Origin of the sequence: Rhodoligotrophos appendicifer (assembly GCF_007474605.1) — a bacterium.
Taxonomy (GTDB): domain Bacteria; phylum Pseudomonadota; class Alphaproteobacteria; order Rhizobiales; family Im1; genus Rhodoligotrophos; species Rhodoligotrophos appendicifer.
This window is the reverse complement of the sequence record NZ_VHKL01000005.1, coordinates 396,002-410,054: the sequence shown is the minus strand read 5'-3', so window position 1 is coordinate 410,054 and position 14,053 is coordinate 396,002. Positions and strand designations below refer to the sequence as shown.

Annotated in this window: 11 protein-coding genes; 2 read left to right on the top strand and 9 right to left on the bottom strand. The window is 62.1% G+C overall.

Annotation, left to right across the window (positions count from 1 at the left end; translation table 11 throughout):
- Window positions 1-143: 143 nt before the first annotated feature.
- Complete coding sequence (locus FKM97_RS13775) at window positions 144-2,369, bottom strand: ComEC/Rec2 family competence protein (RefSeq protein WP_144292972.1); 2,226 nt, start codon at window positions 2,367-2,369, stop codon at window positions 144-146.
- Between the two features lie 139 nt (window positions 2,370-2,508).
- On the opposite strand from FKM97_RS13775, the gene gltX reads away from it, so the two are divergent.
- Entirely contained in the window at window positions 2,509-3,936 is a 1,428-nt protein-coding gene (gene gltX, locus FKM97_RS13770) for a glutamate--tRNA ligase (RefSeq protein WP_144292971.1), read from the top strand.
- Between the two features lie 174 nt (window positions 3,937-4,110).
- Complete coding sequence (gene gltA / locus FKM97_RS13765; protein ID WP_144292970.1) at window positions 4,111-5,415, top strand: citrate synthase; 1,305 nt, start codon at window positions 4,111-4,113, stop codon at window positions 5,413-5,415.
- Window positions 5,416-5,488: 73 nt separating this feature from the next.
- Here the strand turns inward: gltA and fabZ are convergent, their stop codons facing one another.
- The 8 genes from fabZ to pyrH form a co-directional block, all read right to left on the bottom strand.
- Window positions 5,489-5,965, bottom strand: coding sequence for a 3-hydroxyacyl-ACP dehydratase FabZ (gene fabZ, locus FKM97_RS13760; protein ID WP_144292969.1), 477 nt, complete (start codon window positions 5,963-5,965; stop codon window positions 5,489-5,491).
- Between the two features lie 122 nt (window positions 5,966-6,087).
- Window positions 6,088-8,406, bottom strand: coding sequence for an outer membrane protein assembly factor BamA (gene bamA, locus FKM97_RS13755; protein ID WP_246105076.1), 2,319 nt, complete (start codon window positions 8,404-8,406; stop codon window positions 6,088-6,090).
- A gap of 132 nt (window positions 8,407-8,538) precedes the next feature.
- Window positions 8,539-9,687: an RIP metalloprotease RseP gene (rseP, locus tag FKM97_RS13750; protein WP_144292968.1), complete on the bottom strand. Its 1,149-nt coding sequence runs from the start codon at window positions 9,685-9,687 to the stop codon at window positions 8,539-8,541.
- 64 nt (window positions 9,688-9,751) lie between these two features.
- Window positions 9,752-10,969 carry a 1-deoxy-D-xylulose-5-phosphate reductoisomerase gene (gene dxr / locus FKM97_RS13745; protein WP_428977911.1) on the bottom strand — a complete coding sequence of 406 codons (1,218 nt, stop codon included), beginning with the start codon at window positions 10,967-10,969 and terminating at the stop codon, window positions 9,752-9,754.
- Window positions 10,970-11,023: 54 nt separating this feature from the next.
- Entirely contained in the window at window positions 11,024-11,869 is an 846-nt protein-coding gene (locus FKM97_RS13740) for a phosphatidate cytidylyltransferase (protein ID WP_170240908.1), read from the bottom strand.
- A gap of 17 nt (window positions 11,870-11,886) precedes the next feature.
- Window positions 11,887-12,660 (bottom strand): isoprenyl transferase, encoded by a 774-nt coding sequence (locus tag FKM97_RS13735; RefSeq protein WP_144292965.1) that lies wholly within the window; start codon window positions 12,658-12,660, stop codon window positions 11,887-11,889.
- Window positions 12,661-12,707: 47 nt separating this feature from the next.
- Complete coding sequence (gene frr, locus FKM97_RS13730; RefSeq protein WP_144293067.1) at window positions 12,708-13,256, bottom strand: ribosome recycling factor; 549 nt, start codon at window positions 13,254-13,256, stop codon at window positions 12,708-12,710.
- Window positions 13,257-13,285: 29 nt separating this feature from the next.
- The gene (gene pyrH, locus FKM97_RS13725; protein ID WP_144292964.1) at window positions 13,286-14,032 is read right to left on the bottom strand and encodes a UMP kinase; all 747 of its coding nucleotides are present in this window, start codon (window positions 14,030-14,032) and stop codon (window positions 13,286-13,288) included.
- Between the last annotated feature and the right edge of the window lie 21 nt (window positions 14,033-14,053).

The following is a 14,053-nucleotide window of genomic DNA, read 5'->3' as shown; positions in this document are numbered from 1 at the left end:
GCGCGCCCTGGGCCTGAGCAGCACCCGCCGCGGGCCTTGGTGGCGACGGGCGCTCCCTTGGCCGCACGGTCCACGGGGCTCGGCCGCGCTGGTTTGAATCTTGGAGGGCTCGCCCCAGGGCTTACCGGCGCTTGGCGCGGGCGTTACCGGCGCTTGGCGCGCTGGGCCTCGATCACCCAGGGACGGTTGCCGCTTTCGCTTCGTACCGTTTTCACCCGAAGCCGGCCGTCGCCGTCCAAATCAAGCTGATGGGCACCGCTGCGCATCAGGGCTCGACGGTCGATCACGATCTTCGGCGTCGCACAGGGCCGGTCGACGGGGAAGTCGGTAATGAGGATGGCAGCCCGCCGGCATTCCTCGTCCAGGGCCGCGCGAGACTTGACGACGGATACGGGCAGGACTTCCTCCAGGGTGCCGACGCAGGCCTGGGCATCGCAGGCAAATCCCGATCGACGTGCCGCTGCAGCGGGAGAGGCCGCGTCGCCGTCGCGCGCCAGCCATTGTCGGGCCGCGAACGTCGCCTTGCGGGCGTCGCTGAGCACAAGGAGGCCTTCGGAATTGCGAAGGGCGACCACTTTGCCCTCCCCGTCGATCACCATGGCCGGGTGGGAAGGAAAGGCTGCGACAGCAAAACCGGCCACGGCGATCCCGATGCCCGTATAACGCAGCCCCGTGCGGCACAGCAGGAGCACCAGGGCTCCAGCGCTGATCATCATGATGGCCGACAGAGGCATGGCGGGGACGATGCCTTCCGCTCCCGGCAGGGAGGAGACCCATCGGGCGATGCCGATGAGCAGGTCGATTCCGATCCCTGCCGACCATAAGGGCCAGTCATGGAGACCAAAGGGCATCAAGACCAGGCTCAGCAGCAGCATCGGCATGATGAGGATGCCGATCACGGGCGTCGCCAGAAGATTGGCGAGCAAAGAGTATGAGGCCAGGCGCTGGAAGTGATAGGCGGCCACCGGTGCCGTCGCCAGGCCGGCGGTCAAGGTCGTCATGACGGCCGCACCGGTCGCTCTTTGGGCAAACCGCACGGAGGCGCCGACCGGCGTTTTTGGGCCCGAGCCCGTCTCGTCGCTCGAGCGGTTTTCATACAAGGCTGCGAACATGGCCACCAGGGCCATGACCGCCAGAAAGGACAGCTGAAAGCTCACCGAGAGGACCGCCTCGGGGGCGAGGATCAAAACCAGGATGGCGGCCAGGGCCACATTGCGCATGGAGATCGCAGGACGATCCAGCAAGATGGCGAAGAACATGATGGCGATCATCACGAAGGAGCGCTGGGTGGCGACATCGAAGCCGGAGATCAGGAAATAGCCCGAGGCGGTGACCAGGGCCGCCGTCGCCGCGATCTTCTTGACGGGAAGGCGGATCGTCAGCGCGGGCCACAGGGACAGGAGGGCGCGGACGAGCCAGAAGGTGGTGCCTGCGATCAGGCTCATATGCAGGCCGGAAATGGAGATCACATGGGACAGGCCGGAGATGCGGAAGGCTGTGGTCACGTCCTTCGGGATGCCACTGCGATCGCCGATCACCAGGGCCACGGCCATGCCGCCGCTGGGGCCGGGAAGAACCGTCCGGATCGCTGCGGCGATGCTGCCGCGAAGAGTCTCGATGGCGATGCGGAGGCGTTGGCCGAATAATGGGTCGTGCGGAATGGTCTGGATCTCGCCATAACCTATTCCCGTCGCCCCGACGCCCTCGAACCAGAGGCTGCGACCGTAATCGTACCCCCCGGGCACGGTCGGCCGCGGCAAGGGAAAGAGCTTCGCGGACAGGCTCACGCGATCGCCGGGACGGAGGGCTGCGCCATTGCGGCCGACAGCGATCCGGATGCGCGCCGGTGCCGGATTGGCCCTCAATCCCTCGATCTGGACGATGTCGAGAATGGCCATCCGCCGACGACCGGGCTCGCCCTCCACGAGCTTCACGTCTCCCGTCACCTGAACGGTGGCGGTCGGCCACAGCAATAAGGGCGTGTCCAAGGCCGCGCTGCGCATGAAGGCCATGGCGAAGCCGATGCCGAGGCAGGCGAGGAGGAAGGCCGGGGTCGCCACCCGATGCCAGATCAGGGAAACCGCGATGCAGCTCGCCGTGAGCAGGCCAGCGAGGCCTAAAACCAGAAGCCCGGGATCCTCATCCAGAGCGAAGAAGCCGGCAATGCCAAGGCCCAGAAAGACGGGGCACCAGAGAATTGTCCCGGCGCGCTCGCGGCGCAGCGCATCGGTCAGGATCCTCCCGTCCCAGGATGGCAAACGGCGGATGAATTCGGCGACGCGATCCCAGCGCCGCCCCTGCCGCCAGGGAGGCCAATGCCACCCGAAAGGACGGTGCCATCCTGAGGTCGATGAGGTCTCAGTCGACACGAAAGCCCCCGCGGCGTGCGATGAGTTGGCGCGCCCGTGCCGTGCCGCGTGAAATTTGGAAAGTCACCCGGCTCATGGTAAGGGCCCCTCCCAAACATGCTATTCTGCTTCCCCTGCTCCTGCACCGTCGGATCTTCACATGTCCACAAGCGTCATTACGCGTTTTGCCCCCTCGCCCACCGGCTACCTCCATATCGGGGGCGCACGCACCGCCCTGTTCAACTGGCTCTATGCCCGCCACACCGGCGGCAAGATGCTGCTGCGGATCGAGGACACGGATCGGGAACGGTCGACGGACCAGGCCATCTCGGCGATCTTCGCCGGCCTCGAATGGCTCGGCCTCGACTGGGACGAGGCGCCGGTGTTTCAGTCGAAGCGGGTCGACCGCCACCAGGAAGTCGCACACGAGATGATGCGCAGGGGCTGCGCCTATTTCTGCTATGCCAGCCAAGAGGAGCTGGCGGAGATGCGGGACAAGGCCCGCGCCGAGGGACGGGCGCCGCGCTATGATGGCCGGTGGCGCGATCGCGATGCCAGCGAGGCTCCCGCAGGCGTGAAACCCGTGATCCGCCTCAGGGCGCCGCTCTCAGGGGAGACGGTCATCGACGATCAGGTGCAGGGCCGCGTGGTCTTCCCGAATAGCGACATGGATGATCTGGTGCTGCTGCGGTCCGACGGCACACCCACCTATATGCTGTCGGTGGTGGTGGACGACCACGACATGGCGATCACCCATATCATCCGCGGTGACGATCACCTGACCAATGCCGCCCGGCAAAGCCATATCTACGCCGCCATGGGCTGGACGGTGCCGAGCTTCTCGCATATCCCGCTGATCCACGGACCCGATGGTGCGAAGCTCTCCAAGCGCCACGGGGCGCTGGGAGTCGAGGCCTATCGGGACATGGGATATCTGCCGGAGGCCATGCGCAACTATCTCGTGCGGCTCGGGTGGAGCCACGGCGATGACGAGATCTTTTCCACAGAGCAGATGGTCGAGTGGTTCGGGCTCGGCGCCGTCGGCCGATCGCCGGCGCGGTTCGATTTCGCCAAGCTCGAAAGCATCAATGGGCATTACATCCGGCACATGGACGATGCCGCCCTGCTCGAGGCCCTGATCGCCTTTCTGCCCCATGCCGCGGGCGGAGAGGCCATGCTGGCCAAGCTCGACACCTCGCTGCGGGGCAAGCTGCTGGCGGCCATGCCCGGTCTCAAAGAACGGGCAAAGACCCTGGTAGAACTCGCTGCAAACGCCTATTTTCTGTTTGCAGAGCGACCTCTGCCGCTGAACGACAAGGCGGCCGAGTTGCTGGACGACGAGGCTCGGCGCTTGATCGCAGCTCTGGTGCCTGCGCTGGAGGCGCTGCCGGACTGGGAGGTTCCGTGCCTGGAGGCGGCGGTCAGGGCAGTGGCGGAGGAACGCCAGGTGAAACTCGGCAAGGTCGCGCAGCCCTTGCGGGCGGCGCTGACGGGGTCGAATATCTCGCCGGGGATCTTCGACGTGCTCTGGGTGCTGGGACGGGACGAGGCTTTAGGACGGTTGCGAGATCAAGTCGTACCTGCCTAAAATCTAGGCAAAATTCCACGGTTGCCAGAGCTTGCGGCAATCTGCGGATTGGAGTAGCGAAGACGGATACGGGCGCCGTCACGGTGAAGTGTCGGAGTGATTTGTCTGCTTGCGGCAATGCACTCTTTCTCCGATCCTCCGTATCATATCCGGAAATGACAAAGGGCACGAGCCATGGACGAGCACGTCAAGAACCCGACCGCCAGCCTGACGATCAACGGACAGACCAGAGATCTGCCGGTCCGCAAGGGCACGATCGGGCCTGACGTGATCAACATCTCGTCGCTCTATGCCGATACCGGCAATTTCACCTATGATCCCGGCTTCACCTCGACGGCCAGCTGCGAATCCAAGATCACCTATATCGATGGGGACGAGGGCGTCCTGCTGTATCGCGGCTATCCGATCGACGAACTCGCCGAGCAGGGCGATTTTCTCGAGACCTGCTACCTGCTGCTCTATGGGGACCTTCCCAATCCGGCGCAGCGGACGGAGTTCGAGACGGCGATCACCTATCACACCATGCTGCATGAGCAGATGAACCGGTTCTTCTCCGGATTCCGCCGCGATGCGCATCCCATGGCGATCATGGTCGGCGTGGTCGGCGCCCTCGCCGCCTTCTACCATGATTCAACCGACATCCATGATCCCTGGCAACGGGAAGTCGCCAGCCGGCGCATGATCGCGAAGATGCCGACCATCGCCGCCATGGCGTATAAGTATTCGGTCGGCCAGCCCTTCATGTATCCGCGCAACGACCTCGATTACGCCTCCAACTTCCATTACATGTGTTTCGGCGTCCCCTGCGAGCCCTACAAGCAGAACAAGGTTCTGGCGCGGGCGATCGACCGGATCTTCATCCTGCATGCCGATCACGAGCAGAACGCCTCGACCTCCACCGTGCGCCTGGCGGGATCGTCAGGGGCCAATCCCTTCGCCTGCATCGCCGCCGGCATCGCCTGCCTGTGGGGGCCGGCCCATGGCGGAGCCAACGAGGCGGCGCTGAACATGCTGATGGAGATCGGGCATCCCGAAAACATCCCGAAATTCATCGAAAAGGCCAAGGACAAGAACGATCCGTTCCGGCTGATGGGCTTCGGGCACCGGGTCTACAAGAATTATGATCCGCGCGCGAAGATCATGCAGCAGACCACTCACGAGGTCCTGGACGCGCTCGGGATCAAGGATGACCCGCTGTTCGACGTGGCCAAGGAACTCGAACAGCTCGCGCTGCATGACGAGTATTTCATCGAGAAGAAGCTCTATCCAAACATCGATTTCTATTCGGGGATCACGCTGAAGGCGCTGGGTTTCCCGACATCCATGTTCACGGTGCTGTTCGCGGTCGCCCGCACGGTGGGCTGGATCGCCCAGTGGAAGGAAATGATCGAAGATCCCAGCCAGAAGATCGGCCGGCCCCGGCAGCTCTATACGGGGGCCACGCAGCGGGGCTACGTTCCGATCGACATGCGGAAATAGGGCTGCGAATAGTCCAACTCCAAAAAAGCCGCCGAACTCCGGCGGCTTTTTTATTGGGCGGAAGCGGATACACTCACAGCACCTTGCCATCGGTGAGCATGGCGCTGATCTCGGCCTCCGCCACGAGGCGCTTTTCGACCCAAGCCTCGCCCTTGTATTTCCATACGCTCGAGCGCTTGCGCAGGAGCTGCACATGGACCCGCACGGTGTCGCCGGGCGTCACCGGCTTGCGGAAGCGCGCCTTGTCGATGGTCATGAAGAAGACCTGCTTGCCCATGCCTTCCTCGCCGCGGCTGGCGATGACGATCCCGCCTGCCGTCTGCGCCATGGCTTCGATCAACAGGACCCCCGGCATCACCGGAAATTCAGGGAAATGACCCGCGAAATACGGCTCGTTGATGGTGACATTCTTGATGCCGACGCCGGAGAGGTCCCCGTTCATGTCGACGATCCTGTCGATCATCAGAAACGGATAGCGATGGGGCAAGAGGCGCATGATGCGCCCGATATCGGCCGACTCGAGTGTCACTGCTGGGGTGCTCTCCGCCATGTCGGCGTCGCCTTTACTGATGCCTCGGACTTGGAGAGGCATAGCTAGCAACAGAACACCACGACCGCAAGCGATGGCTCAAAAAGATACAGGCCGGCGAAGTGCCGGCCTGTCTCAAGTTCTTAGAAGGAGGTTCCGACGCTGAACCTAAACCATTCCGTCTTGTCGTATTTTTCCTTCAGCAGCGCATCGGCGAAGTCGAAGCGGAGCGGTCCGAACGGCGATTCCCAGATCACGCTGGCGCCGACTGAGGCGCGCAGCGCCGAATTGTCGCCGACCAAGCAATCGCTCTTGCCGTTGGAGCAGGAGAAGTTATCCGGCGCGTTGAACAGCGTACCGAAATCGGAGAAGACCGCACCCCTGATGCCGAACTCTTCCGGCAGGCCGAGGGGGAACGTTACCTCAACGGTACCGATGCCGTAGGTGTAGCCGCCGAGAGCGTCATCCCGCGAGGTCGATGTATCGCGCGGGCCGATACCGGCACGCTCGAAGCCGCGGAAGGAGTTGCCACCCTTGAAGAACCGGTCGACCGGCTGGATCTCACCGCTCAGCGGCTCCATGTGACCGGCCGTACCACGGGCCATCAGCACCACGCCATCCCAGATGGGATAGAAGTAATAGGCGGCGACTTCACTGCGGGCCCATTTCGCATCGCCGCCAAGGCCGGCGATATCCGCCGACATCTGGAAGCGATAGCCCTGAGTCGGACGCAGAGGGTTGTCCAACATGTCATAAACATAAGTCGCTCCCACCAGCGAGATGTTGGTGGTGCCTTCGGACTGGATAATGGCCTGCGAAGCATTATCCGGGACGTCCGAGATCTTGCGGTTGGTGAAGTTATAGCGCGTGGTCACCCGGCTGTTTTCCGACAGCGGGAAGCCCAAACGGAAGCCCGCACCGACCTGTCTGAGATCGAATGACGATTCATTCTGCTGGTCGGTCCGCGTTCCATAGGCGTCGATACCGGCAGAAAGGTTGCGGCCGAGGAAATAGGGCTCGGTGAAGCTGAAATCCAGTTCCTGACGCTTGAAGCTTAAGGATGTCGCCAAACGGACGAACTGGCCCTTACCCAAGAGGTTTCGCTCGGTGACGCTCACCGATCCCACCACCGCTTCAGAGGTCGAGTAACCGGCTGCGAAGTTCAGAGTGCCGGTCGACTTCTCTTCAACCTGAACAGTCAGGAGCACCCGGTCGGGCGCACTGCCCGGCTGCTCGATGATGTCCACCTTGCCGAAGAAGTCGAGGGCCGTGATCCGCCGCCGCGCGCGGTCCACGAGAACGCGATTATAGGCGTCACCTTCCACCAAGCGGATTTCACGACGGATGACATTATCCTGTGTCCGGGTGTTTCCGACGATGTCGATCCGCTCGATATAGACGCGAGGGCCTTCTTCGAGAGTGTAAGTCAGACCAACCGTCCGGGTCGCCTCGTCGCGGTCCACCCGAGGACGCACCTTGGCGAAAGCATAGCCGGCCGTGCCCGCATCGACGGTGATGCGCTCCACGGAATTGTCGACCAGTTCGGCGTTGTAGATCTCGCCCTCGCGGGTCTTGACCTTGGTCATCAACTCTTCCGGATTGAGGCCCGTGGTGCCAGGATCCACCGCCACAGGTCCGAAATTGTACTGCGGACCCTCCTGCACCGTGAAGGTGATGTAGAAGTTCTCGCCGTCAGGCGACAGTTCCGCCGTGGCCGACAGCACCTGGAAGTCGGCGTAACCGCTGTTCAGGTAGAAGCGACGGAGCAGTTCCTTGTCGTAGGCCAGGCGATCGGGATCATAATTGTCCGACGAGGTGAGGATCTTCCACCAACGCGATTCTTCGGTGGTGATCACATCGCGCAGCTGGCCATCGGAGAAGGCCTCATTACCGACGAAGGCGATGCGCTGAATACGCGTGGTCTCGCCTTCGTTGATCTCAAAGACCAGATTGACGCGGTTCTGAGGCAGACGGATGACTTTGGGTTCGATCCGCGCCGCGAAGAGCCCGGAGCGCCTGTAGAGTGCAGTCAAGCGCTGAACATCGCTCTGAACCCGGGCCCTGGTGAAGACCATGCGCGGCTTCAGCTCGACTTCCTTGCCGAGATTGACGTCGGTAATCTCGCTGTTGCCCTCGAAGCTGATCTGATTGATCAGCGGGTTCTCCTCAACCTTCACCACCAGCACATTGCCGCGCTGAAAGATCTGAACGTCAGAGAAAAGACCTGTTTGGAAGAGGGTCTTCAGAGATTGGTCGACGCGCTCTGAGTCGAAAGCATCGCCAGGGCCGAGCTGCATATAAGCTTCGACGGTCTCTGGATCGATACGCTGATTACCCTCGACAACGATGCGCGACACAGTCTGCGCATACGCCTCGCTCACCCCGAAGCCGATCCCCGCGATCGGTCCCGGAACGGTAAACAGCATGGCCAAAAAGGCGGCAATTACGAACCGGTAGCGCATAAGTTACCAATCATTAGTTGTTGTCCCCGCCCCTGGACGAAACGCGTGTAACAAGTTGTTGTACGCGGTTTCATCAGCGCTGAAAACCTGATGATGTCCAGCATGGCCATTTCCCCGACCATAGTGTCAAATTCAAAACAGTTCGAAGTGGACGAGATCGTTCCACGTCGCGAACAGCATGAGCATCAACACCAAAGCCATTCCCACTCGAAACCCCATATCCTGAGCCCTGGCGCTCAGCGGCCGCCCCCGCACCGCCTCGATGGCGTAATACAAAAGGTGACCTCCATCAAGTATCGGAATCGGAAACAAGTTGACCAATCCGATGCTTACAGACAGGACCGCAGCCAAATTCAGAAGCGCGAGGAAACTAATCGTCGCAACCTCACCCGACATCTGAGCGATCCGCAGCGGGCCGCCCAACTGGTCGGCACTCTGAGTCCCGGCGATCACCTGACCCACGTAAGACAGGGTGCGGGTGATCACATACCAGGTCTGCTCGGTGCCCTTCCACAGCGCCATCACCGGGCCAAAGCGCTCGACGCGAACCTCCTCATTGGCGTCGCGGGCGATGCCGAGCACACCCACAACATGCTTGCCGCCAAAGCGGTCGGTGATCTCGCGAGCCGCCGGGGTTACGTCGAGATTGATCGTCTGGCCGTTGCGGAGCACCTCGATCCGGAGCGGCGTTCCCGCATTATCGCCGACGATTCTCTGCAGGTCCCCGAAGGTCTCGATGGTCCGTCCATCGACCTTCCTGATCTCGTCGCCCGCCACAATTCCCGCCGCGGCGGCCGGCGTGTCCGGCTGCACCGTATCGGCAATCGGCGGGCTCACCTGACGGCCAACGACCATGAAAGTCAGAGCAAAGATGAGAATCGCAACGATGAAGTTAGCGATGGGGCCCGCCGCCACAACCGCCGCACGCTGAGCGAGCGGCTTGTTATGGAAGAGCTGGGCTGCCTCCACCGGATCCTTCTCGGCGGCTTCGAGAACCTCTCGGTCGGGCGTGCTGGCAACAGAGCTGTCGCCGCGAAAACTCACATAGCCGCCCAAGGGCAGCCAGCCGATCTTCCACTGGGTGCCGTGCTTGTCGAGCCAGGTGAACAGAGACTTGCCGAAGCCCACCGCGAAGGCGTCGATCTTCACGCGACAGGCTCGCGCCGTCAGGAAATGCCCCAACTCATGGAAGAAAATGACGATCGTGAGGACGAACAGGAACGGCACAAGATAGGACAAAGTCGTCCATAATCCAGAGCCGACCATATGCGAAAAATCCATTCTCTCCCACCTACCCTACCGGCAACTCTTCCATTCAACGCAGAGGACCGGTCCTACCGTCCCGTCACCGGCTACAAAATCCAGAGGCCACCAGCTCGGCGGCGATCCGTCGGCCATAAGCGTCGGCCGCGAAGACATCGTCAAGAGCCGTCAATGGACAGAGCATATCATCGCCCTCGGCTCGGTCCAGCACCCCACTGACAAGCGCAGTGATACCCGGAAACGGAATCCGTTTCGACAAAAATTCGGCCACGGCAATTTCGTTGGCCGCATTCAGAACCGTCGTGGCACTGCCGCCACGGGCCAGAGCCGCCAGGCACAAGGCCACGGCAGGAAAGCGTTTTTCGTCCAAAGCCTCGAAAGTCAGCTGGCCGATCTGCTCGAGGCGAAGCTGTGCCACTGGCGCCTCAATGCGACCGGGCCACGCCAAAGCATAGGCGATGGGCGTGCGCATATCCGGCATGCCAAGCTGCGCCAAAGTCGAGCCATCGCGATATTCGACGAGGCTATGGATAATGGATTGCGGGTGCACCAGGACGTCGAGCTGGTCGATGTCAACATCGAACAGATGAAACGCCTCGATGAGCTCAAGCCCCTTGTTCATGAGGCTGGCTGAATCGATGGTGATCTTCTGGCCCATGCTCCAATTGGGATGCTTGAGGGCCTGCTCCGGGCCCGCGGCATCGAGCTGGGCCTGAGAAAAGGTGCGAAACGGACCGCCAGAAGCAGTGAGGATGATGCGCGAGATCTGGTCGCGATGGTCGGGATTGAGGACCTGAAAGACGGCGCTGTGCTCGGAGTCCACGGGCAAAATCTTGGCACCGGCGCGCGCTGCGGTGCTGGTGAAGAAGGTGCCGCCGGAGACGAGGCATTCCTTGTTCGCCAGGCCGATCGTGGTGCCGTTGCGCGCGGCGGCGATGGTTGGTGCGAGGCCGGCGGCACCGACGATGGAGGCCATGACAATATCCACAGGACGCTGAGCGGCCTCGATGACCGCGTCGGGGCCAGCGGCCACTTCGATCCCGGTGCCGGACAACGCCGCCTTCAAGGCCGTGTACGCCTTGGCGTCGGCGGTGACGGCACAGCGCGCATTCACCGCCCGCGCCTGTTCCGCAAGCCGCAGCACGTTCGAGTTGCCGACGAGCGCGTCAACCTCATAGCGATCGAGATCGCGCCCGATAAGATCGAGCGTCGAACAGCCGACAGAGCCGGTGGAGCCAAGGACGGTCAGTCGCTTAGGCGCCACAAGTGGCTCAAAACTTTCAGCAATCAATGCCACGATCTTCTCTCCAAGCTCGCATGCTACACGCATAAGGTTTTAGTAAAGTTACCAACTTCACCACACGAGCAATCCCGATGCGATGTTTTCGAAGCCGCCATGCACCGCGCCAATGGCCCAGGCGGCTATGGCCGCAGTGATCAAACCGTCGACCCGGTCGAGTATGCCCCCATGACCGGGGATGAGGTGGCCTGAATCCTTCACTTCCGCGTGACGCTTCAGCAAGGATTCAAAAAGGTCGCCGAGCTGGGATATGGCGGCAATGACCGCACCCAGCAGCATCAGCATCGCCAAAGACGGGAGCTGCAGCACGAAGCCTGTGGCCCCTGCCGCGATGGCGCCTCCCAGGAGAGCCCCGCCAAATCCAGATCTCGTCTTGCCCGGTGAAATCCGCGGGGCCAGCTTGGGCCCGCCGATCAATCTGCCGACAAGGTAGGCGGCGGTGTCCGCACTCCAGACGATCAGCAGCAACCAGATGATGGCGGCCAGACCATAAGCGGGATCCAACCGCAAGGCCAGCAGCGACAGGACAGGGATCGCGACATAGCCAATGCCGAGGGCGCTCCAGGACCGGACGGGCGGACGCCGGATCAGCAGATGCGCCACACTTGCCGCCCAGGCCAGGAGCACGACGACGGAGGCCACGAAAGGCCCCATGAACAATGCCGCCAGCACGGCCCCGACCACCGCCGCGATATGGAGCGTCATCTGGACCGGAGACCGTTGTGGATAGACCAGCCTCAGCCACTCGGTCGCCATGAGGAGACCCACCACGGCGAGCAACGCCGCGAAGATCGGCCCCCCGAGCCAGACCGCGGCGACGACGATCGGCACAAGGACAGCGGCGGAGGCCGAGCGAATGGCGAGATCAGCCCATTTTCCTGTGTTCCCGCTGCTGGCCATCGAGACGGCTACGGCCGTTACAACGACGTCGCCGCCAGACCACCGAAACGGCGATCCCGCAGCATGTATTGCTTCAAGGCGCTGGCAAAGATCTCGCGATCGAAATCCGGCCATGCCTCCTCGACAAAGACGAATTCGGAATAGGCGCTTTGCCACAGCAGAAAATTCGACAGGCGCTGCTCGCCGCTGGTGCGAATGACGAGCTCCGGATCAGGGATGCTGGCGGTGTCGAGATGGTTCGAAATCAGGTCCGGAGTGATCTCCGACGGCAGAAGATGCCCCGACAGGACCTGTTGAGCCAGCTCGCGAACAGCACGGGCGAGTTCGTCCCGGCCCCCATAATTGAAGGCCACCATGAGGGTCATGGCGGAATTGGCTTGCGTCATCTCCTCGGCGCGTTCGATCAAGGTGACGATATCGGGCGCGAGGGAAGACCGCTCGCCGATCACCTTGATGCGGACACCCTGAGCATGCAGCTCGGAGACGTCACGATTGGCGAATCTGCGCAGCAGGTTGAGGAGATAGCCGACCTCCTCCTTGGGACGCCGCCAGTTCTCAGAACTGAAGCTGTAGAGCGTGAGATATTCGACGCCGAAATCCAGCGCCGCCGCGACGGCACGGCGCACGGATTCAACACCCTTGCTGTGACCGGCCGACCGCGGCAGACCCCGGCGACCCGCCCAGCGGCCATTGCCATCCATGATGATGGCGACATGGCGTGGCACGGCCCCCGGAAACCCTCCCTGGCTCTCCGACTGCTCTTCCGTCTGTCGTGTTACCCGCAGGGACATCGAACTCCATCCGCGGTTGAGCACCACGAGGCTAGGTCAAGCGAAGATCATATCTGCATGATCTCCGCTTCCTTGTGCGTCAAAGCCTCATCAATGTCTTTGATGAACTGATCGGTCAGCTTCTGAACATCGTCGGCCCAGGCGCGCTGCTCATCCTGACTGATCTCGCCATCCTTTTCGAGCCGCTTCAACTGCTCCATACCGTCGCGGCGCACATTGCGCACAGCAACCTTGGAGGCTTCAGCGTAATTATGGGCGACTTTGGCCAATTCCTTGCGTCGCTCCTGAGACAATTCGGGCACAGGAACCCGCAAAGTCTGTCCCTCGGTGATGGGATTGAGCCCCAGGCTGGAGTTCCGAATGGCCTTCTCGACCGCAGATACCAGGCCACGATCCCAGACCTGCACACTCAACATGCGCGACTCAGGCACGGAGACATTCGCCACCTGGTTCAGGGACATGGCCGATCCATAGGCCTCCACCGTGATCGGTTCCAGAAGATGGATCGATGCGCGGCCCGTACGCAATCCGGCAAATTCCTCTTTGAGCTTGGAAAAGGCACCCTGCATACGGCGCTTCAGTTCGTCGGTTTTCATCGCTGCGTCTACCATCGGAGCTCTCGCCTCTATTCCCGATTCCCTGCCACGCCCGCGGTTCCGATGACGGTGCATCGGCCCTGGCCCCTCATGACGGCCCCCAGGCTCCCCGGCGTTCTGATCGAAAACACGATTACCGAAATATCATTGTCGCGCGCAAGGGTTACGGCTGCCGAATCCATCACCCGAAGATCGCGGGCGAGGACATCCTGGTAGGTCAGGCTGTCATAGCGCTCCGCATCGGGCTGCTTTTTGGGATCTGCGGCATAAACACCGTCAACGCTGGTGCCCTTGAACAGGGCCGTGCATCCCATCTCGGCGGCCCGCAGCGCGGCGGCGGTGTCAGTCGTGAAATAAGGGTTTCCGGTTCCCGCAGCGAAGATGAGCACTCGACCCTTGGACAAATGGCGTAAGGCGCGGGGCCGGATATAGGATTCGCAGACCGTCGGCATGGGAATGGCCGACATCACCCGGGAATCGACCCCGGCATGTCCGAGCGCGTTGTTCAGGGCCAGCGCATTCATGATGGTCGCCAGCATGCCGATGTGATCGGCATTGGCGCGGTCCATGCCCTGGGCGGCGCCGGCCAGGCCCCGGAAGATGTTGCCGCCGCCGACGACGATGCAGAGCTCCACGCCGAGATCGACGATGTCGCGGATCTCAGCGGCAACCCGATCGGCGACAGCCATATCGATACCATATGACTGGTCGCCCATCAGGGCTTCGCCGGACAGCTTCAGCAGCACGCGGCGGAAGGGAGGACGTGGGTTCACCATCTGCTCGATCCTCTCCCGACG

What these genes read in the sequence shown, in the direction of transcription:
- gltX (WP_144292971.1), top strand. Translation starts at nt 2,509, where the DNA reads ATGTCCACAAGCGTCATTACGCGTTTTGCCCCCTCGCCCACCGGCTAC.
- gltA (WP_144292970.1), top strand. Translation starts at nt 4,111, where the DNA reads ATGGACGAGCACGTCAAGAACCCGACCGCCAGCCTGACGATCAACGGA.
- fabZ (WP_144292969.1), bottom strand. Translation starts at nt 5,965, where the DNA reads ATGGCGGAGAGCACCCCAGCAGTGACACTCGAGTCGGCCGATATCGGG.
- bamA (WP_246105076.1), bottom strand. Translation starts at nt 8,406, where the DNA reads ATGCGCTACCGGTTCGTAATTGCCGCCTTTTTGGCCATGCTGTTTACC.
- rseP (WP_144292968.1), bottom strand. Translation starts at nt 9,687, where the DNA reads ATGGATTTTTCGCATATGGTCGGCTCTGGATTATGGACGACTTTGTCC.
- FKM97_RS13740 (WP_170240908.1), bottom strand. Translation starts at nt 11,869, where the DNA reads ATGGCCAGCAGCGGGAACACAGGAAAATGGGCTGATCTCGCCATTCGC.
- FKM97_RS13735 (WP_144292965.1), bottom strand. Translation starts at nt 12,660, where the DNA reads ATGTCCCTGCGGGTAACACGACAGACGGAAGAGCAGTCGGAGAGCCAG.
- frr (WP_144293067.1), bottom strand. Translation starts at nt 13,256, where the DNA reads ATGAAAACCGACGAACTGAAGCGCCGTATGCAGGGTGCCTTTTCCAAG.
- pyrH (WP_144292964.1), bottom strand. Translation starts at nt 14,032, where the DNA reads ATGGTGAACCCACGTCCTCCCTTCCGCCGCGTGCTGCTGAAGCTGTCC.